15 protein-coding genes are annotated in these 20472 nt (G+C 60.8%); 14 read left to right on the top strand and 1 reads right to left on the bottom strand.

Annotation, left to right across the window (positions count from 1 at the left end; translation table 11 throughout):
• Nucleotides 1–49: 49 nt before the first annotated feature.
• The 8 genes from ACA068_RS08710 (at nt 50) to ACA068_RS08745 (ending at nt 12129) form a co-directional block, all read left to right on the top strand.
• On the top strand, nt 50–790 hold the full coding sequence (locus ACA068_RS08710) for a flagellar basal body rod protein FlgF (RefSeq protein ID WP_497309152.1): 741 nt from the start codon (nt 50–52) through the stop codon (nt 788–790).
• 45 nt (nt 791–835) lie between these two features.
• Complete coding sequence (gene flgG / locus ACA068_RS08715) at nt 836–1621, top strand: flagellar basal-body rod protein FlgG (RefSeq protein WP_219097700.1); 786 nt, start codon at nt 836–838, stop codon at nt 1619–1621.
• Between the two features lie 51 nt (nt 1622–1672).
• Nucleotides 1673–2368, top strand: coding sequence for a flagellar basal body L-ring protein FlgH (gene flgH / locus ACA068_RS08720; RefSeq protein WP_497309154.1), 696 nt, complete (start codon nt 1673–1675; stop codon nt 2366–2368).
• A gap of 27 nt (nt 2369–2395) precedes the next feature.
• On the top strand, nt 2396–3484 hold the full coding sequence (locus tag ACA068_RS08725; protein WP_497310555.1) for a flagellar basal body P-ring protein FlgI: 1089 nt from the start codon (nt 2396–2398) through the stop codon (nt 3482–3484).
• An 11-nt stretch (nt 3485–3495) separates the two neighbouring features.
• Nucleotides 3496–4794, top strand: coding sequence for a flagellar assembly peptidoglycan hydrolase FlgJ (flgJ, locus tag ACA068_RS08730; RefSeq protein ID WP_497309155.1), 1299 nt, complete (start codon nt 3496–3498; stop codon nt 4792–4794).
• Between the two features lie 23 nt (nt 4795–4817).
• Complete coding sequence (flgK, locus tag ACA068_RS08735; RefSeq protein ID WP_497309157.1) at nt 4818–6884, top strand: flagellar hook-associated protein FlgK; 2067 nt, start codon at nt 4818–4820, stop codon at nt 6882–6884.
• A gap of 13 nt (nt 6885–6897) precedes the next feature.
• Nucleotides 6898–8463 (top strand): flagellar hook-associated protein 3, encoded by a 1566-nt coding sequence (locus tag ACA068_RS08740; RefSeq protein ID WP_497309158.1) that lies wholly within the window; start codon nt 6898–6900, stop codon nt 8461–8463.
• Between the two features lie 93 nt (nt 8464–8556).
• Nucleotides 8557–12129, top strand: coding sequence for a glycosyltransferase (locus ACA068_RS08745; RefSeq protein WP_497309159.1), 3573 nt, complete (start codon nt 8557–8559; stop codon nt 12127–12129).
• A 61-nt stretch (nt 12130–12190) separates the two neighbouring features.
• Here the strand turns inward: ACA068_RS08745 and ACA068_RS08750 are convergent.
• Nucleotides 12191–13746 (bottom strand): IS3 family transposase gene (locus ACA068_RS08750; protein ID WP_497303394.1). Its coding sequence is split into 2 segments (ribosomal slippage): nt 12191–13279 and nt 13282–13746, totalling 1554 coding nucleotides; the frame shifts between segments, so codons are not numbered across the junction.
• Between the two features lie 1192 nt (nt 13747–14938).
• On the opposite strand from ACA068_RS08750, the gene rfbF reads away from it, so the two are divergent.
• From rfbF to ACA068_RS08780, 6 genes are read left to right on the top strand one after another with little or no spacing between them, the layout of a single operon-like run.
• The gene (gene rfbF, locus ACA068_RS08755; protein ID WP_094471206.1) at nt 14939–15712 is read left to right on the top strand and encodes a glucose-1-phosphate cytidylyltransferase; all 774 of its coding nucleotides are present in this window, start codon (nt 14939–14941) and stop codon (nt 15710–15712) included.
• A complete protein-coding gene (gene rfbG / locus ACA068_RS08760) occupies nt 15694–16776 on the top strand; it encodes a CDP-glucose 4,6-dehydratase (RefSeq protein ID WP_497309161.1) in 1083 nt (360 codons plus the stop codon). The genes rfbF and rfbG overlap by 19 nt, the downstream gene beginning before the upstream one ends.
• Entirely contained in the window at nt 16773–17333 is a 561-nt protein-coding gene (locus ACA068_RS08765) for a dTDP-4-dehydrorhamnose 3,5-epimerase family protein (protein ID WP_497309162.1), read from the top strand. Before rfbG ends, ACA068_RS08765 begins: the two co-directional genes overlap by 4 nt.
• Nucleotides 17330–18556 (top strand): methyltransferase domain-containing protein, encoded by a 1227-nt coding sequence (locus ACA068_RS08770; protein ID WP_497309163.1) that lies wholly within the window; start codon nt 17330–17332, stop codon nt 18554–18556. Before ACA068_RS08765 ends, ACA068_RS08770 begins: the two co-directional genes overlap by 4 nt.
• Entirely contained in the window at nt 18553–19410 is an 858-nt protein-coding gene (locus ACA068_RS08775) for an NAD-dependent epimerase/dehydratase family protein (protein ID WP_497309165.1), read from the top strand. The genes ACA068_RS08770 and ACA068_RS08775 overlap by 4 nt, the downstream gene beginning before the upstream one ends.
• On the top strand, nt 19400–20470 hold the full coding sequence (locus ACA068_RS08780) for a class I SAM-dependent methyltransferase (protein WP_497309166.1): 1071 nt from the start codon (nt 19400–19402) through the stop codon (nt 20468–20470). The genes ACA068_RS08775 and ACA068_RS08780 overlap by 11 nt, the downstream gene beginning before the upstream one ends.
• Nucleotides 20471–20472 lie beyond the last annotated feature (2 nt).

The following is a 20472-nucleotide window of genomic DNA, read 5'->3' on the forward strand; positions in this document are numbered from 1 at the left end:
CAGCAGTACAGCGGTGGGCGGCAAACGTCCGGCATGCAGAGGAAAGAGTGTGGATAAGTACCTTTATGTGGCAATGACCGGCGCCAGCCAGAATGCACTGGCGCAGAAGGCTCATGCCAACAACCTGGCAAACATCTCCACCAACGGTTTTCAGAAGGACCTGGAACAGGCCCGTTCGATGCCGGTGTTTGGTGACAGCTTTCCGGCGCGTGCGTTTGCCATGACCGAGCGTCCGGCCACCGACTTCTCTCCAGGTTCGCTGGTTGAAACCGGTCGCGACCTCGACGTCGCGGTGCAAGGCAATGGCTGGATCGCCGTGCAGACCCCCGATGGCGCTGAAAGCTACGTGCGCACCGGCAGCCTGAACGTGGACGCCCTGGGCGTGCTGCGTGCCGGCAACGGTATGCCGGTGATGGGCAATGGCGGACCGATCGCCGTGCCGCCCGAGCAGAAAATCGAAGTGGGCGAAGACGGCACCATCAGCATCCGCGCCATGGGCGAAGGCCCGCGCGTGATGGCTGAAGTCGACCGCATCAAACTGGTCAACCCTGACCTGAAGAACATGACCAAAGGCCTGGACGGTTCGATCCACACCAAGGACGGCAAGCCGGCGCAAGCCGATGCAGGCGTCAAACTGGTGTCCGGGTTCCTTGAGTCGAGCAACGTCAATGCCGTGGAAGAGATGACCTCGGTGCTGGCTTTGTCGAAGCAGTTCGAGCTGCACATCAAGATGATGAACACCGCCAAAGACGATGACCAGGCCATGGCTCGGGTCTTGCAGATCAGCTAATTATCAGAACGTCGCGCCGTAAAACAGGCGCACGAGGAGAATCGAATGCTTCCGGCTCTATGGGTTGCCAAAACAGGTCTGTCCGCCCAGGACACCAACCTGACGACCATTTCCAACAACCTGGCGAACGTGTCGACCACGGGTTTCAAACGTGACCGCGCCGAGTTCCAGGACTTGCTCTATCAGATCAAACGCCAGCCAGGCGCTCAGTCGACCCAGGACAGCGAACTGCCGTCGGGTCTGCAAGTGGGTACCGGTGTGCGCATCGTCGGCACTCAGAAAAACTTCACCGCCGGCAGCCTGCAAACCACCGAGCAACCGCTAGACCTGGCCGTCGACGGTCGCGGTTTCTTCCAGATCCTGCAGCCGGACGGCACCACGTCCTACACCCGTGACGGCACGTTCCACCTCGATTCCAACGGCCAGATCGTCAACGCCAGTGGCTTCGCCCTGGAACCGGCCATCGTCATTCCGAACGACGCGCAGACCTTCACGGTCGGTCGCGACGGCACCGTGTCCATCACCGTTCCGGGTAACCCGGCCAACCAGGTGATCGGCAACCTGCAAACCGCCGACTTCATCAACCCGGCCGGCCTGCAAGCCGTGGGTAACAACCTGTTCCTGGAAACCGCCGCCAGCGGCGCGCCGCAAATCGGCACCCCGGGCCTGAACGGTTTCGGTACCACGCTGCAGAACACCCTGGAAACGTCCAACGTCAGCACCGTTGAAGAGATGGTCAACATGATCACCACTCAGCGCGCTTACGAGATGAACTCCAAGGTGATCTCCACCGCCGACCAGATGCTCTCGTTCGTAACGCAGAATCTGTAATCAGTCTATGAGGCGACCATGAGGTCGCCTGCAACACCGTGAGGTAGGGTCATGAATCGCTTTGTATCTGTTCTGGCACTGAGTGGGGTTGTCGTGCTCGCGGGCTGCGTCGCTCCGCCGCCCAAGCCCAATGACCCTTACTACGCTCCGGTGTTGCCGCGCACGCCGTTGCCGGCTGCCGCCAACAACGGCTCGATCTATCAGGCCGGTTTTGAACAGAACCTGTACAGCGACCGCAAGGCGTTCCGGGTCGGTGACATCATCACCATCACCCTGAACGAACGCACTCAGGCCAGCAAGAACGCCAACTCGCAAATCGGCAAGAACAGCAAGACCGACATCGGCCTGAGCTCGTTCTTTGGCGGCGGTCTGAACACCAATGACCCGATTGGCAGTGGCGACTTGAGCCTGGACGTCGGCTACAGCGGCGACCGTGCGACCAAGGGCGACAGCAAATCCGGGCAGAGCAACAGCCTGACCGGCTCGATCACCGTGACCGTCGCTGACGTGCTGCCCAACGGCATCATCGCCGTGCGCGGCGAGAAGTGGCTGACGCTCAACACCGGCGATGAGCTGGTGCGGATTGCCGGCATGGTGCGCGCCGATGACATCGCCACCGACAACACCGTGTCGTCGACCCGTGTCGCCGATGCACGCATTACCTACTCGGGCACCGGTGCGTTTGCCGATGCGAGTCAGCCAGGCTGGTTCGACCGTTTCTTCCTCAGCCCGCTGTTCCCTTTCTAGGTGGCTACGTTGAATTTCAAGCATTTGATGATGGCCGCCTTGATGCTCTCGGCTGCGTTCAACGCGCAAGCCGAGCGGCTGAAGGATATCGCCAGCATTTCCGGCGTGCGTTCCAACCAATTGATCGGCTACGGCCTGGTGGTCGGGCTTAACGGCACCGGCGACCAGACGACGCAAACCCCGTTCACCCTGCAGACCTTCAACAACATGCTCTCGCAGTTCGGCATCAAGGTGCCGCCGGGTTCGGGCAACGTGCAGTTGAAGAACGTCGCCGCCGTGTCGATCAGTGCTGATTTGCCGGCGTTTGCCAAACCGGGTCAACAGGTCGACATCACCGTTGCTTCTATCGGTAACTCCAAGAGCCTGCGCGGCGGGACCTTGCTGCTGACGCCGCTCAAGGGTATCGACGGCAACGTCTACGCGATCGCCCAAGGCAACCTGGTGGTCGGTGGTTTTGATGCGGAAGGTCGCGACGGTTCGAAGATCACCGTCAACGTTCCGTCGGCTGGTCGCATCCCTGGCGGTGCCTCGGTCGAGCGTTCGGTGCCGAGCGGTTTCAACCAGGGCAATAGCCTGACCCTGAACCTCAACCGTTCGGACTTCACCACCGCCAAGCGCATCGTCGACAAGATCAATGACATGCTCGGCCCTGGCGTTGCCCAGGCCATCGACGGCGGTTCGATTCGGGTCAGCGCGCCGCTCGATCCAAGTCAGCGCGTCGACTATCTGTCGATCCTCGAGAACCTTGAAGTCGACCCGGGCCAGGCGGTGGCGAAAGTCATCATCAACTCGCGCACCGGCACCATCGTGATCGGCCAGAACGTCAAGGTTTCACCGGCCGCCGTGACTCACGGCAGCCTGACGGTGACCATTACCGAAGACCCGATCGTCAGCCAGCCCGGCCCTCTGTCCAATGGCCAGACCGCCGTCGTGCCGCGCTCGCGAGTCAACGCTCAGCAAGAAGCCAAGCCGATGTTCAAGTTCGGCCCGGGCACCACCCTCGACGAAATCGTGCGGGCGGTGAACCAGGTCGGCGCAGCGCCGGGTGACTTGATGGCGATCCTTGAAGCACTGAAGCAGGCCGGCGCGTTGCAAGCCGACCTGATCGTGATCTGAGGACAGCGACCATGGATATGCGCAAGGGCGGTCTGGGTGTCAGCAGCAACGATTCGGGGTCTTATTCGGACTTGAATCGTTTGAACCAGCTCAAGGTCGGCGACAAGGACAGCGACGCGAACATGCGCAAGGTGGCGCAGGAATTCGAGTCGCTGTTCCTCGGTGAAATGCTCAAGTCCATGCGCTCGGCCACCGAAGCGCTGGGCAAGGACAACCCGCTCAATACTCCGGCGGCCAAGCAATACCAGGAAATGTACGACCAGCAGCTGGCCGTTTCCATGTCCCGCGAGGGCGGCGGTATTGGTCTGGCGGACGTGCTGATGCGCCAGATGTCGAAGAACAAACCGCTGGCGCCAGGCGAGGCTGCGGCCTTGTCCGCCGCCAAGCAGGAGGCGGCGAAAGCGGCCGTGCCGACACCGGTTGCCGCGGGCACTGTGGCCACCGACGGTCCGCTGTCTCGCCTCAATGGTCAGCGTCCGCTATGGGCCTCGCGTTCGGTAAAAGCGCCGACAGGCGAGGGCACCCATCACAACGACATGGAGCTGATCAATCAGCGCCGTCTGGCCTTGCCGCCGAAACTGGCCGATCGTTTGCTCGCCGGTCTGGTGCCTTCGGCAGCGACGACCGCCGCGACTACTCCGAACAAAACCTTGCTGCCCGAACGTGCCGCGACGCCGGTTGTGACCGGTGCCGGCCCGCTGTTCAATGGCGACTGGCTGCCCTCGCCAACCGATAACAAATCGAGCGGACGCCTGCAGGTTTACGGCCGTGCGATGGCGCAGATTCCGCTGGCGCCACCGAAGAAAGCCTTCAGCTCCGCCGACGAATTCGTCAACACCATGTTGCCGATGGCCAAGGAAGCCGCCGACCGTATCGGCGTCGATCCGCGTTACCTGGTGGCCCAGGCTGCCCTCGAAACAGGCTGGGGCAAATCGGTCATGCGTGCCCAGGATGGCAGCAGCAGTCACAACCTGTTCGGCATCAAGGCCAGCAGCAGTTGGAAGGGTGAATCGGCGCGAGCGATCACCAGCGAATTCAGGAATGGCGAGATGGTCAAGGAGACGGCCGAGTTCCGTTCCTACGATTCATACAAAGACAGCTTCCATGACCTGGTGACTTTGCTGCAAACCAATAATCGCTATCAAGATGTTGTGAAGTCTGCCGATAACCCAGAACAGTTTGTACGCGAACTGCAGAAAGCCGGGTATGCAACCGACCCGGCCTACGCAAGCAAAATTTCGCAGATAGCCAAGCAGATGACGAGTTACCAAAACTACGCTGCGGCGGGCGCTTCCACTACGCCTCTATAGGCACAAGGCATAAGGTCTGAACCATGAGTTTGCTCAATATCGGGATGTCGGGTCTGGCCGCTGGCCAATCCTCGTTGATGACTACCGGCAATAACATTGCCAACGCCGACACCGCCGGTTATTCACGCCAGCAAACCGTGCAGGGCACCAAGGCCTCGAATCAGTTCGGCAATGTTTACATCGGCACCGGTACGACCCTTGCCGATGTACGCCGCGTCTACAACAGCTACCTCGATGCGCAATTGCAGACCACCACATCGCTCAACAGCGATGCGGCCGCTTATGCCGGGCAGGTCAGCCCGCTCGACGCCTTGCTCTCGGACAGCGGCACCGGCCTCAATGGCGCCCTGACCAAGTTCTTCGCCTCGGTGCAGAACGTCAACGCCAAGCCGGGTGACGACGCGTCGCGTCAACTGCTGCTCAGCGACGCCCAGGCCTTGAGCAATCGTTTCAACTCAGTGTCCAGCCAGTTGACCCAGCAAAACGCGAGCATCAACGGCAACCTGACGAACATGGCCGATCAGGTCAACAAACTCGCTGCTACCGTGGCGCAGTTGAACCAGAAAATCTCCGAGGTTTCCAAGTCCGGCGGCATGCCGAACGAGCTGCTCGATGCGCGTAACGAAACCGTGCGTCAGCTCTCCACCTTCACCGGTGCGCAGGTCATCGAGCGCGACGGTAACCTCGACGTTTATCTGGGCAGCGGCCAGCCGCTGGTCATTGGCGGCACCGCCAGCACCCTGTCCGTGGTGCCGAGCCAGAACGATCCTTCGCGCATGGGCATTCAGCTCGATCGCAACGGCAGTACCATCGACATCACCTCGGTGATGACCGGTGGTGAAATGGGTGGCCTGCTGCGTTATCGCAACACCGTGCTAGACCCGGCGATGAACGAACTGGGCCGCGTGGCCCTGGTTGTCGCCGATCAGATGAACAGCCTCCAGGCCCAGGGCATCGACAAGAACGGTGCGTTCGGCTCGAACCTGTTCAACAGCATCAACAGTGCCGCGCAGATGGCCCAGCGCAGCGTCGCTACGGTCGGCAACAGCGTCGGTTCGGGTAACTTCGATGTGAGCATCGAAGACAGCGGCAAGCTGACCATCAACGATTACAAGGTCACTTTCACCAGCGGCACCAACTACACCGTGCAGCGTCTGCCGGAGGGCACGTCCATGGGCGCCTTCAGCACCCTGACCACGCCGCCGCCAGTGATCGATGGTTTCTCGCTGACGCTTTCCGGCGGCACCGCCGCGGCTGGCGACACGTTCAAGATCACTCCGACCCGCAACGCGGCGGCGAACATCAAGACCGAGATGACCGATAGCAAGCGCCTGGCCATCGCGGCTCCGTTGAGCGCGGCTATTGTGCCGGGCGGCAGCGGCACCTTGACGATTCCGGCCAGCGGTCAACCGACCCTGACCACTAAGTTTGATATTTACGATGCCGCCACCACCACGGTGATCCAGAACGGCATCAAGACTTCGATGCCAGTCAAGGTGGTGTTCGGTGCAACCAGTGCCGGTGGTACCAGCCAGACTTACCAATTGCTGGATGCCAAGGGCGTCATGATCAGCAGTGGCACTATCAAACCAAACCAGAACAACACCCTGAGCCTGAGCGTGCCGCTCAAGGATGCGTTGGGTGCGCCGATCATGGATCCGGGCCCGCCCGCCGTGCAGCGTACCGCGACCTTCGACATGACCGTGGCCGGTTCGCCAGGTAATGGCAGCGCGATTGACATCAACGTCGCGCAGCCAGGCACCATGGACAACCGCAACGGCACCGCACTGGCCGGTTTGCAAACCAAGCAGGTCGTCGATACCGGGAGCGCCAGCAAAGGCATTTCCCTGACTGACGCCTACGGCAAACTAGTCGAAGGCGTGGGCGCCAAAGCCGCTCAGGGCAAGCTCGACAGTGCCGCAACCGGGGCCATCCTGGCCAACGCCAAAGGTGCTCGCGACTCGTTGTCCGGTGTCGACCTCGATGAGGAAACCGGCAACCTGGTCAAATATCAGCAGTACTACACCGCCTCTTCGCAGATCATCAAGGCTGCGCAGGAAATCTTCAGCACACTGATCAACAGTCTTTAAGGAGTCGTAGCCCATGCGCATTTCTACCGCCCAGTTTTACGAGTCCTCTGCTGCGAACTACCAGAAGAACTTCGCCAACGTGGTCAAAAGCAGCGAAGAGGCCAGCAGCCTGGTTCGCGTCAACACCGCCGCCGATGATCCGGTTGGCGCTTCGCGCCTGCTGCAATTGGGTCAACAGGCTTCGATGCTCGATCAGTACAAGGCCAACACCAACACCCTCAAGGCGACCCTGGGTCAGACCGAAGCGGTGATGACCAGCATCAATAACGTGCTGCAGCGCGCTCAGGAGCTGGCCATTGGTGCTGGCAACGCCGGTTACACCGACGCCGACCGTCAGGCCAACGCCAAAGAGCTGGGTCAGATCGAAGAGCAGTTGCTGAGCCTGATGAACAGTAAGGACGAGAACGGCAAGTACATTTTCGCCGGTTCCAAGGGCGATACCGCGCCGTTCTCGCGCAATGACGATGGCACCTACAGTTACAATGGCGACCAGGTGACCCTCGACCTGGCGATTGGCGACACCATGTCGATGGCAACCAACAGCACTGGTTGGGAAGTATTCCAGCAGGCGATCAATACCAGCCGCAGCCTGGTCACCATGACCGCACCGGCCGTGGATGACGGTCGCGTAGTCCTGTCCAATGGTCAGGTTTCGTCGAGCGTCACCTACAACAACGCATTCCGTGCGGGCGAACCGTATACCGTCGATTTCATCAGCGGCACCCAGTTGAAAATCACCGATTCGGGCGGTAACGACGTGACCGCCGAAGCCAGCCAGGGCGGTGCGTTCGACCCGGCTGCCAAAGGCGGCCAGGGCGTGTCGTTCCGCGGTGTCGAGTTGACCCTCAACATCAACTTGTCGGCTGGCGATACCGCAGCCGCCGTGTTGCCGGGCCACAGTTTCACCCTGGCGGCCAAGCCTGACACCTTCACCGCAACTCGCAGCCCGGGCAACCCGTCGCCAACTCAAGTGACCGGCAGCAGCATCACTAACCCAGTGGCTTACCACGCCAGTTTCCCGACCGGTTCGGCGGTCATGAAGTTCACCAGTGCCACTACGTTCGACTTGTATGCGGCCCCCTTGACTGCCAGCAGTCAGCCGGTGTCTGCCGGCACGGTTGCGGCTGGCGTTGCTACCGCCTCGGGCGTGAGCTTCAACCTCTCCGGTGCACCGGCGGCAGGCGATCAGTTCAGCGTGTCCGTCAACACTCACGAAACCCAGAACATTCTGGACACCGTGAACCAGTTGAAAACCGCATTGAACACGCCTACCAATGGCGACAAGATCCTGACCCAGAAGCTTCAGGCCTCGCTGGATTCGGGCCTTGGCAACCTGAAAAGCGGCAACGATCAGTTGTCTAGCTCGCTGAGTTCAGTGGGCGGTCGCGGTTCGGCCCTGGATACCCAGAGCGACACCAACCAGAGTCTGGTCCTGGCCAACACCCAGACCCAATCGGCGATCCGCGATTCCGATCCGGCCACCGTGATGACTCGCCTGACCTTGCAACAAACCATGCTGCAAGCATCGCAACTGGCTTTCAGCAAGATTGCTCAGCTGGGCTTGTTCAACAAGATCTGAGCCTGTGCCTGTCGAGCTGCCAACCGTCTTTTCCTAAGCGGTTACGAAGCCTCTGCCTGAAAGGGCAGGGGCTCGCCGCTCGAGAGTTTCGCCGTGAATCAACACCCTCTAGTCAGCATCGTCATCCCCGCCTTCAACCCGCGCTTTTTCAGTCAGGCGCTGGAAAGTTCGCTCGCCCAAACGTACTCGAACATCGAGATCGTCATCTGTGACGATTCGTCCTCAGACGAGATCCGCGAAATCGTCGAGTCGTTTGCCGACCCCGTACACACCGTTCGTTACTTGCGAAACCCGAAGCGTCTTGGCCTGCAAAAGAACCTGCTGCGCTGCGTTGAATCAGCGCGTGGCGAGTTCATCAAAGTGCTGTGCGACGACGACCGTCTGTTCGCGCCGAGCATCGCAATGCAGGCCCAGGTATTGATCGATCATCCCGAGGCCACCCTCGTTTGCGCCCTGCGCATGATGAGCGATGCCAACAACTTCATCTTGCCGCCCCGGATTGATAACTGCCGTTTTTCGCCCATTGACTCGTTGCTCAAGGGCGATGACATGCTGGCGATTTTCGAGGGTACGCCGAAGAATTTCATCGGTAATTTCAGCTCGACGCTGATGCGCCGTGCCGATGTATTGGAGCTGTTGCCGGCGCTAACCCAGGAAGGCTCTGGCTTTGTCGCGATGCTCGATTTTGCCTTGTTCGTGTGCCTGTTGCGTCGCGGAAACCTGGCGGCGCTGAACACCGTGCTGAGCACCGAGCGTCAGTACCCGGAGCGCCTGAGCAAGACCCTGGAAATGACGCGGGCCGCCGTGCAGGAATGGGAATGGCTGACGCAAATGCTGACTGCGCGCGGTGGCGAATCGGCACCGGCCTCGGGTTGGGTGCGCAGCGTCGAACTGAGCAAGGCTTCAGAAGAACCGCGCAAGTGGGAAGAGTTGTGCGTGGTTCGTGTACTCGGCAACCGCAACACCGTGGTCAACGGCCGAGTCGGCGGGAACAGTGACAGCTATGCCGATTTCTACCGCGAGTGGTTGTCGGTGCGCACCTTCAATCCGGCGGAAGCGCGGCACATGCCGGAGCGTATCAGCCGCTGGGCGGTGCGTCCGAACCTGGTACCGATCGTCATCGACACCGAATCCGACAGTGCTGGGTTGAAAGCCACGCTGGCCAGCCTCGCCCGTCAACTGTACGCACCGCACGCGGTCGTGGTGCTTTCCAACGCTGACTGCGATGGCGACGATAAAGTGCTGCAGCTGCCGCTTGAGGAAAACTGGGCGCAACAGCTCAATGCCGTAGTGCCGCAACTGGAAGGTGCGCATTGGTTCTATCTGCTGCGGGCGGGTGACACGCTGCGCGAGTCGGCGCTGCTGGTCCTGGCCGAGCGCATCGCCAACACGCCGGGCATGCTGTGTGCCTATAGCGATGAAGGCGCGCTGGTCGAGGGTGAGTCCGTCGACCCGGTGTTCAAGCCTGACTTCAACCTCGACCTGATGCGTTCCTACCCTTACGTCGGCCGAACCCTGGCGTTCGAGCGTCAGCGCTTTCTCACGGCGGGCGGTTTTGATTCGGCGCACGGCGAACTGGCGCCGCAGGATTTGCTCTGGCGCCTGGTGGAAGAGGCCGGGTTGCACACCATTGAGCACATCGCCGAGATTCAGGTGGAGTCGACCCAGACATTCCCCGACTGGATGTCGTTGCCTGAGGTGATCGAGGGCAGTGAGGCACTGGTCAGTGCGCACCTGACCCGCATCGGTCTGGAACACCGGATTCGCCACGAAGAATTGCCGCTGCTCAATCGCATCGATTACCTGCACGGTCAGCGGCCTCTGGTGTCAATCATCATTGCCGCGGGCACGTCGCTGGGCGCGTTGCAGCGCTGCACCGAAAGCCTGATTGAAACCACCGCGTACACCGAATACGAAATCCTGATTGTTGATGAAGGTCGCGGCGATCCGGCGATGGCCGATTGGCTGGACGCCATGGCTCAGATGGGCGCGGCCATGCTGCGAGTGCTGCGTTATGCCGGCAGTGGCGGTGAAGCGACCCTGGTCAACTTTGCTGCCGAGCACGCCCGGGGCGAATACCTGTTGACGCTCAGCCCGCGCAGTGTGATTTGCGCGGGCGACTGGCTAGCCGAACTGCTCAATCACGCTCAACGCCCGGAAGTCGGCGTGGTCGGTGCGCGGCTGCTCGGTCCCAACAATGCGATCGTCTCCGCGGGTTTGATCCTGGGGCTCGCCGGACCTGCCACTTCTCCGTTTCTCGGTGAGCACGCCAGTGCCCGGGGTTACATGCAGCGTCTGCAAGTGGTGCAGAACTGGAGCGCGGTCAGCAGTGATTGCCTGATGGTGCGCAAAGACGTGTTCGACAGCCTGGGTCAGCGCGATGATGCTGAGTTCAACCTCGGGCTCAGCGGCGTTGATCTGTGCCTCAAGGCGGGTCAAAACGGTTACCTGGTCGTCTGGACGCCATTTTCGACCGTGATGATGGGCGAAGACCCGTCACCGGCAGCCACGCAGGCCACTGTGCAGGCGCAGGTGCTTGAGCAGGAAACCTTCTACAAAAAGTGGTTGCCGACGATCTCTCGTGATCCGGCCTACAACCCTGCGCTGACGCTCGGCGTGGCGAGTTTCAGTCTGGAGCCTTCGCTGCGTAATAACTGGAATCCGTTCTGCCATCGCGACCTGCCGCTGATTCTCGGTTTGCCGGTCAATGAATCAGCGATCGGGCATTACCGTGTGACGGCGCCGCTGGCAGAGCTTGAGGCTGCCGGGCGAGTCATCTCTCGGGTGGCCTACGAGTCGCCGTCGTCCGTGGAAATCGAGCGTCTGTCGCCTGACACCATTATCTTGCAGGGTCGTTATAGCGAAGGCTCGGCGGCCGACATTCTGCGCATGAAGAAATACTCCAGCGCTCTGCGGATTTTCGAGTTGGACGACTACATTGTCAGCACGCCGAAAAAGAACAGCCATGCCCGGAACAAGCCGACCAACACCGAACAGATGCTGCGTGACGGTATTGCCTTGTGTGATCGGGTGGTGGTGACCACTCAGGCGCTGGCCGATGTGTTGTCGAGCATGCACAGCGAGATTCGCGTGGTGCCCAACATGCTGCCGCCCGAGCCGTGGGCGACGCTGACCAGTCAGCGCCGTACCTCGAAGAAGCCGCGGGTTGGCTGGGGTGGCGGTACGAGTCACACCGGCGATCTGGAAATCATTGCCGACGTGGTTCGTGAGTTGGCCAATGAGGTGGAATGGGTGTTCTTTGGCATGTGTCCGGATGCGTTGCGCCCTTACATCCATGAGTTCCATGGCACCATCGATTTGCAGAGTTATCCGTACAAGTTGGCGAGCCTGAATCTTGACCTTGCATTGGCACCGTTGGAGTTTCATATCTTCAATGACTGCAAAAGCAATCTGCGGTTGCTGGAGTACGGCGCGTGCGGGTATCCGGTGATTTGCACTGATACCCGGGCCTATGACGGGTTCTTGCCGTGCACCAAGGTGTCGAGTAACAGCACTGAGGAGTGGTTGCAGGCGATTCGTATGCACTTGGCTGATCCGGATGCCAGTTATCGCATGGGGGATCAATTGCGGGAGGCGGTGCATCGGGACTTTATGTTGCGGGGGGATAATCTTCAGCACTGGCTTTGGGGGTGGTTGCCGGATTGATTGATTGATTGTTCGGTGTACATCGGCGTTTTTCAAGGTAGTTGTCGCGTCAACCGTCTAACTATGCCGCTATTTTCTCGATCTGTTGCTCTCGATCCGGGTTCAGCAGCACGGTGCCGATCGGCTCCCAGTTACGCGTCTGGCCTGACCATCGTTCCGGTTTTTTCTCCTTGGCTCGTTCGTACAGCTCATGTCGCCGGGCCAAGACCTGATGATCCAGCCCCCGATGCCGCTCAGCCGGTGTGACGAACCGGATACGACTATGCCGGTGCTCGTTGTTGTACCAGCGCATAAAGTCCCTCACCCAAGCGCGTGAAGCGTCCAAACTGACAAAGCCATCCTGCGGCCATTGCGGGCAGTATTTCAGCGTTCTAAACAGCGACTCCGAGTAGGGATTGTCGTTGCTCACACGCGGCCGGCCCCGCGAGGGCGTGATGCCCAGTTCGTACATCTTGCTCAGCAGCGTCACCGACTTCATCGGCGCGCCGTTGTCCGAGTGCAGCACCAGCGGTTCGTGCAAACACTGCTCTGCGATCACGCTGCGTTGCAGCAGTGCGGCGGCTTTCTCCCCGCTTTCTGCGTCGTAGACCTCCCAGCCCACGGCCTTGCGGCTGTAAATATCCTCGATCAGATAGAGGTAGTAATACTTGCCGCGTATCGGCGAGGGCAGATACGTGATGTCCCATGACCACACCTGATTGGGCGCTTTGGCCGCATGCGTCGTCGGTGCTGCGTGCCTTCTGGGTCGCTGGCTGCGGCCTCGATGTTGCTGTTGGCCTGCCGCACGTAGAACGCGATAAAACGTCGACTCCGACGCCAGATAACACGCTTGATCGGCCAGTCGTGGCACGATCTGGCTCGGCGGCAAGTGGACGTACTCCGGGCTGTTACACAGCGTCACGATGGTCTGACGCTCGACTTCGCTCAGTGCATTTCGCGGTGTTGGCCGTGTGACAGTCGTTCGGGCATCTGCCGGGATAACGTCTGTTTCAGTCCACCGCTGCAAGGTTCGCAGCGATAGACCGACTTCCCGGCAGGCCCTGATTTTTCTGGCGCCTGCCGCGACCGCGCTACCCAGCCAGGCAACGAGCAACTGGCGCTCTGGCAAAGACGTTAGTTGTCCTCGTTGTCGTTCGTCCCCCAGTAGTCGTTGAGCTTTTTTCGCAGCACCAACAACGCGGCTGTTTCAGCGAGCGCCTTGTCTTTGCGGCGCAGTTCGCGCTCAAGTTCCTGGATGCGTTTCTTGTCTTTGCGAGCTTGCTCGCGATCTTCTTTTTGCTGGGCTTTATCTGCCTTCTGACCGTTGATGCAGGCCTGCCGCCAGGCCGTAATTTGCTCAGGGTAAAGGCCTTTGCGGCGGCAGTATTCACCCAGGTCGATCTCGGATAAACCGGCGGCTTCGAGCACGACAGCAAACTTGGTTTCGGCTGACCAGTTTTCGGCCAACGACTTGTTTTCGGACACTGCACTTCCTTCAGAACTGAGCTGCTTGCGCCAGTTGGACAAAGACATTTCGCTGACCCCTTCGCGCCGGGAAACCTCGGCCATCGACAGGTTCTGCGGGGGAAGCAGCATCTTGAGTAATGCGGCTCTGCGTTCAGGTGAATAGTACGGCACGACCAGTCTCTTTCCGCCCCCGATATGCTTTTTAAGGAAAAATCGGAGAGGCGACAACTATCCTGACACCGGGGGACATATCCGTTCCTGCGGTAACGGCGGCTTATGGTTTCGCCCTTACGGCGACTCACTTTTTTTTTCAAACGCCAAAAAAACAGTAAGCAAAAAAAGGCTCGCCCCGAGCGTCCGGCCCCTCGCCTAGGCTCGGCGTTCCTTCGCTCCGGCATTCATCTGGGGGCATCGCCTCCGGTCGGCTTCGCTTCGACCTCCTCTCGATGTGTGCGGCTTCGCCGCACTGCGCTACGCGCCTACCCCCCAGATAAACACCTCCACTCAGCCTCCCGAAGGGGCGGGCAGATCAAAATCAAAAGCAGGCGAGCTAACGCTCGGCCTGTTGAGTGGTGAGGAGCGAAGCGTGTACACCGAACCCCTTGTAGGAGCGAGGCTTGCCCGCGAAGGCGGCTTTGTAGCCGACCTGTTCTTGGGACGTACGCAAGCTTCCCAAAGGCTGCGATCCTTTCGGCTTCGGCTTCGGCTTCGGCTTCGGCTTCGGCTTCGGCTTCGGCTTCGGCTTCGGCTTCGGCTTCGGCTTCGGCTTCGGCTTTGGCTTTGGCTTTTGACGTTGATCTTGATCTTGATCTCTCGCCCCTTCGGCAGGCCGAGCGTAGGTGTTCATCAGGGGGGTAGGCGCGCAGCGCCGTGCGGCGAAGCCGCACACATCGAGAGGAGGTCGTCGCGAAGCAGGCCGTAGGCGATGCCCCCTGATGGACACCGCAGCGAGGGAACGCGGAGCCTCAGCGAGGCGCCGTAAGCCGGGGCGAAGCCTTTTGGTTCCTTTTTGCTGGGCCGGCACTCCGGCGTTTGAAAAAGGGACTCGCTGTAAGAGCGAAACCATAAGTAGCCGTTACCGCAGAAACGGATATGTACCCAAATCCAAAATCCAAAATCCAAAATCCAAAATCCAAAATCCAAAATCCCAAGTTCACCTCCCGCCCCTAAAACCCTCCAAACCCCACCAGTCGCCGACCCCAGACAATTGGCTCACTTCCTGCAAGTCCCCCGTATATCGCCATAAAACCTTCACCCCAAAACGCGTGAAGGCCCCAGTGGCTGCGGGTAAATGATGTGCATCTGACGGTTCGCCGACCCTTGCGGGGGGTGGCAGGGCCGCGCGAAGAGCAAGAGGACAGCGATGAAGGCAGTAATTCTGGCAGGTGGTCTCGGTACGCGGATCAGCGAAGAGTCGCACCTCAAGCCCAAGCCAATGATCGAAATCGGCGGCAAGCCAATTCTTTGGCACATTATGAAACAGTACTCCGCCCACGGGATTCATGACTTCGTGATCTGCCTTGGCTACAAGGGCTACGCGATCAAGGATTTCTTCGCCAACTACTTCCTGCACACCTCCGACGTCACCTTCGACATGTGCAACAACCGCATGGACGTTCACCAGAACTACAGCGAGCCGTGGCGCGTGACCCTGATCGATACCGGCGAAGACACCATGACCGGTGGCCGCCTGCGCCGCGCCGCCCGTTACCTGGAAGGCGAAGAAGCGTTCTGCTTCACCTACGGCGACGGCGTCTCGGACCTCAACATTGGCGCGTTGGTGGACTTCCACCTGACTCACGGCAAGCTCGCGACCGTGACCGCCGTGCAGCCCCCGGGTCGTTACGGCGCCCTGGAGCGCGACGGTGACAGCGTCAAAGGCTTCATTGAGAAGCCACGCGGTGACGGCGGCTGGATCAATGGCGGTTTCTTCGTGCTGTCGCCCAAAGTGCTGCCCTACATCGCCGACGATCAAACCTCATGGGAAGCCGAGCCGCTGGCTGCGTTGGCCAACGAACAGCAACTGCAAGCCTTCCAGCACGACGGTTTCTGGCATCCGATGGACACCTTGCGCGACAAAAACCACCTTGAGCAGTTGTGGCTGAGCGGGGAGGCCCCATGGAAACAATGGGATTGAGCCCGGAGTTCTGGCGCGGCAAGCGGGTTTTGCTGACCGGTCATACCGGTTTCAAAGGCAGCTGGCTGACGTTGTGGCTGCAAAGCCTGGGTGCCGAGGTCAGCGGTTTTTCGCTGGACCCGTCGACCGAGCCGAGCCTGTTCGAGCTGGCGCGAGTGCACGAAGGCATCAACGATCAACGCGGCGACCTGCGTGACCTCGGCGCACTGCTGGAACTGATCGCCGAGACCCAGCCGGAAATCGTCCTGCACCTGGCAGCCCAGCCGCTGGTGCGCGAAGGTTATCGCGACCCGCTGGGGACTTACTCCAGCAACGTGATGGGCACCCTCAATCTGCTCGAAGCGATTCGCCAGGTCGGCGGCGTGCGCGCCTGCGTGCTGGTGACCACCGACAAGGTCTACGCCAACCAGGAGTGGCTGTGGCCGTACCGTGAAAACGAAGCCCTCGGCGGGCACGATCCCTACAGCAGCAGCAAAGCCTGTTGCGAGTTGTTGGCACAGTCTTACGCCGCTTCGTTCTTCCCGGCGGAAAAGCATGCCGAGCACGGTCTGGCCCTGGCCACCGCGCGTGCCGGCAACGTCTTGGGCGGCGGTGATTTTGCCCCGGAGCGTTTGATTCCCGATGTGCTCAAGGCCTGGTCCGCCGACGAACCGGTGACCTTGCGCTACCCGCAAGCGGTGCGCCCGTGGCAGCACGCGCTGGAGCCGCTGGCCGGTTACCTGCAACTGGCCGCCGGCCTCTACGAGCAAGGCCCGGAGTTTGCCGGTGCCTGGAACTTCGGCCCGAGCGAAGCGGACATGTGCAGCGTTGGCGAAGTGGTCGAATTGCTCGCCAGCCGTTGGCCGCAATCGCCTGGCTTGCGCATCGAACCGAGTGATTTGCATGAAGCAGGTCTGTTGCGCCTGGACAGCAGCCGCGCTCGTCAACTGTTGGCCTGGCAGCCGCGCTGGTCGTTGCAGCAGTGCCTGACCCAGACTCTCGACTGGCACCTGGCGTGGCAAAACGGCGACGACATGCGCGCCATTACCCTAGGCCAGTTGAACCTGTACCGAGGCGCGCTGTGAGCGAGTTTCTGTTGAAACCATTGCCGCTCGCCGGGCTGTTCAGCGTGCAGCACAAACGCTTCGAAGATGATCGCGGACACTTTGCGAGGCTGTTCTGTGAAGGCAGCCTCAGTGCCTTCGGCCAACCGTTTCATATCCGTCAGATCAACCATTCCTGCACACGTTTACGCGGCAGTGTGCGCGGTCTGCATTACCAGAACGCCAGCGCGCCGGAAGCCAAGCTGATCACCTGCCTGCGCGGTGAAGTCTGGGACGTGGCAGTGGACTTGCGCCCCGACTCCGAGACCTTCCTGTGCTGGCACGCCGAACACCTGCGCGCCGGTGACGGTCGCAGCCTGTTGATTCCGGCCGGTTTTGCTCATGGCTTCCAGACCCTGACCGACGACGCGGAATTGCTCTACCTGCACAGCGCTGATTACACGCCGGTGCACGAGGGTGGTTTGAGTGTGAATGATCCACGGCTGGCGATTGCCTGGCCGTTGCCTGTCAATAATCTGTCGGTACGGGATTCCAGCCATCCCTTGCTCGATGATCACTTCGCTGGAGTACGTGTATGAACTGCCGTGGTTGCGGGACTTCTCTGGCCTTGCCGCTGATCGATCTTGGCACCTCGCCGCCGTCCAACGCTTATGTGCGCGCCGATCAGCTGGAACAAACCGAGCAATGGGTGCCGCTGAAAGTGGCGGTGTGTCAGCAATGCTGGCTGGTGCAGACCGAGGATTACACCAGCGCCGACAGCTTGTTCGACGCCGAGTATGCGTATTTCAGTTCGTTCTCCAGCACCTGGCTGGCCCATGCCGACAAATACGTCGCCGAGATGGTCGAGCGTTTCGGCCTGACCGCCGACAGCCGCGTGGTGGAAATTGCGGCCAACGACGGTTACCTGTTGCAGTACGTCGCCGGGCGCGGCATTCCATGCCTGGGTGTCGAGCCGACCCGCAGCACCGCACAAGCGGCGCGGGAAAAAGGCCTGGAGATTCGCGAGCTGTTCTTCGGCCGCGATACGGCATCGCAATTGATCGTCGACGGTTGGTCTGCCGACCTGATGGCGGCCAATAACGTGCTGGCCCATGTGCCGGACATCAACGATTTCCTCGGCGGTTTCGCGACATTGCTCAAGCCGACCGGTGTGGCGACGTTTGAGTTTCCGCAATTGCTGACGCTGATGGCCGGGCAGCAGTTCGACACGCTGTATCACGAGCACTATTCGTATCTGTCGTTGACCGCTGTCCAGACCCTGTGCGCGCGCAACGGTCTGGAAGTGTTCGACGTCAGTCAGCTGTCGACCCATGGCGGATCGCTGCGGGTCTTTGTCCAGCGCGCCGACGGTGTGCGCCGCGACGTGCAGTCAGCAGTTGCTCAGCAGCTGCAGGCCGAACTCGCCGCCGGGGTGAAAACTCCCGAGTACTACGCGACCCTCGCGCCCGCTGCCGAACGCATCAAGCACGAACTGCTGCGTTTCCTGTTGCAGGCAAAAGCCGATGGCAAACGTGTGGTTGGTTACGGCGCCGCAGCCAAGGGCAACACCTTGCTCAACTACGCTGGGGTCAAACCAGACTTGCTGGCGTGGGTGGCCGATGCCAACCCGCACAAGCAGGGCAAGTACTTGCCGGGCAGTCGCATTCCGATTGTGTCGCCGGCACAGATCGATATCGAGAAGCCGGATTACGTGTTGGTGCTGCCGTGGAACCTGCTGCACGAAGTCAGTCAGCAACTGGCCCAGGTACGCCAGTGGGATGGCCGCTTTGTCATCGCCGTGCCTGAGTTGACCGTCCTGTGAAGGTCCTGGTCACCGGGGCGACCGGGTTCGTCGGCCGGCATCTGGTCAAGGCCTTGCTCGCCCGTGGCTGCGAAGTCCGCGCCGTGGCGCGTAACGCCGAGACCGCCGCGAACTTGCCGTGGATCAATGCCGTGGAATTCGTTGCGGCGGATATTCACGCCGCCGACCTCGATATCGCCGCGCTGACCGATGGCATCGATGCCTTGGCGCACCTGGCCTGGCCAGGGTTGCCGAACTATCAGGCGCTGTTTCACTTCGAGCACAACCTGATGGCCGACTACCGGTTCATCAAGGGCGCGGTCGAGGCGGGCGTCTCGCAAGTGCTGGTCACCGGCACCTGTTTCGAATACGGCTTGCAGAGCGGGCCGCTCAGCGAGCAGACCGCGCCGCAGCCGGGCAACCCTTACGGCTTGGCAAAAAATACCCTGCGCCTGTTCCTGGAAAGTCTGCAGCGGGTTCAACCGTTCACCCTGCAATGGGCACGGTTGTTCTACCTGCACGGCGAGGGGCAAAACCCGAACAGTTTGCTGGCGGCGCTGGACCGGGCAATCGATGCCGGCGACGCCAGTTTCAACATGTCGGCCGGCGAACAACTGCGCGATTACCTGGCCATCGACACGGCCGCGGGTTACCTCGCCGCCATCGTGCAACAGTGTGAATTCGACGGCGTGATCAATTGTTCCAGCGGCCAACCGGTTTCGGTCCGAGCGCTGGTCGAGCAGCGACTGCGCGAACGTGGCGCAGCGATCCGCCTGAACCTCGGTCACTACCCATATCCGACCCACGAGCCAATGGCGTTCTGGGGCGTGGCGGACCGTTTGCAACAGCTACTGGGAGCAGAGCATGAGGCATGAGTTGTATCGGGTCGCCGACCTGCCGGTGTTGCAGAACCGTACCTTTGCCGACCCTGCGTCGGCGAAAGCGTCGGCGTGCGCCGACATGGTCTTGGTGCAGGACGAAAAGAGCGGGTTGATCTTCAACCAGGCCTTCGATGCCGACAAGCTCAGCTACGACGCTGACTACCAGAACGAACAGGCGCACTCGGGCCAGTTCCAGAAGCACCTGAGCGATGTCGAAGGCATCATTGCCCGTCACTTCAAGGGTCAGGAACTGATCGAAGTCGGCTGCGGCAAAGGCTACTTCCTCGAGCTGCTGAAAAGCCTGGGCTACGCCATCACCGGCATCGACCCGGCCTACGAGGGCAACAACGCTGACGTGATCAAGGCGCCGTTCACCCGTGGCCTGGGCCTGGCGGCGGACGCCATTGTGCTGCGCCATGTGCTGGAACACATTCAAGACCCGGTGAGTTTCCTCGCCGAGATGGCCGATGCCAATCAGGGCGGGCAGATCTACATCGAAGTGCCGTGCTTCGACTGGATCCTTGAGCACCGTGCCTGGTTCGACCTGTTCTACGAGCACGTCAATTATTTCCGCCTCGATGACCTGCGCCGGATGTTCGGCACGGTGCACGAGGCCGGTCACCTGTTCGGTGGCCAATACCTGTACATCGTGGCGGACCTGGCGACCTTGCGCCTGACCCCGGAACAACCGGTGCCACGCCTTGAGCTGCCACAGGGTTTCACCAGCAGCCTCGAGCGTGCGGTGCAGATTATCCAGGCCGCGCCCGAGCAAGGTTCGGCAATCTGGGGCGCGTCGTCCAAAGGCGTGATCTATTCGCTGTTCCTGCAACGGGCCGGCGTGGCGGTGGATCGCGTGGTGGATATCAACCCGGCCAAACAAGGCCGGTATCTGCCCCTGAGCGGCGTGCGGGTGTCCTCGCCGCAAGAGGCCATGGACGCTCTGCCCGAAGGCGCCAACCTGTTTGTGATGAACTCCAACTACCTCGAAGAAATCAAGCGGATGACCGATGGACGCTACGTCTATCACGCCGTCGACAGCGCTTCGTTCCAGTGACT

It is taken from the genome of Pseudomonas sp. LBUM1660, from assembly GCF_059695935.1.

Excerpts from the sequence above, each read along its gene's own strand:
- flgG (WP_219097700.1), top strand. The coding sequence starts at position 836 with ATGCTTCCGGCTCTATGGGTTGCCAAAACAGGTCTGTCCGCCCAGGAC.
- flgH (WP_497309154.1), top strand. The coding sequence starts at position 1,673 with ATGAATCGCTTTGTATCTGTTCTGGCACTGAGTGGGGTTGTCGTGCTC.
- ACA068_RS08725 (WP_497310555.1), top strand. The coding sequence starts at position 2,396 with ATGATGGCCGCCTTGATGCTCTCGGCTGCGTTCAACGCGCAAGCCGAG.
- flgJ (WP_497309155.1), top strand. The coding sequence starts at position 3,496 with ATGGATATGCGCAAGGGCGGTCTGGGTGTCAGCAGCAACGATTCGGGG.
- flgK (WP_497309157.1), top strand. The coding sequence starts at position 4,818 with ATGAGTTTGCTCAATATCGGGATGTCGGGTCTGGCCGCTGGCCAATCC.
- ACA068_RS08740 (WP_497309158.1), top strand. The coding sequence starts at position 6,898 with ATGCGCATTTCTACCGCCCAGTTTTACGAGTCCTCTGCTGCGAACTAC.
- rfbF (WP_094471206.1), top strand. The coding sequence starts at position 14,939 with ATGAAGGCAGTAATTCTGGCAGGTGGTCTCGGTACGCGGATCAGCGAA.
- rfbG (WP_497309161.1), top strand. The coding sequence starts at position 15,694 with ATGGAAACAATGGGATTGAGCCCGGAGTTCTGGCGCGGCAAGCGGGTT.
- ACA068_RS08770 (WP_497309163.1), top strand. The coding sequence starts at position 17,330 with ATGAACTGCCGTGGTTGCGGGACTTCTCTGGCCTTGCCGCTGATCGAT.
- ACA068_RS08780 (WP_497309166.1), top strand. The coding sequence starts at position 19,400 with ATGAGGCATGAGTTGTATCGGGTCGCCGACCTGCCGGTGTTGCAGAAC.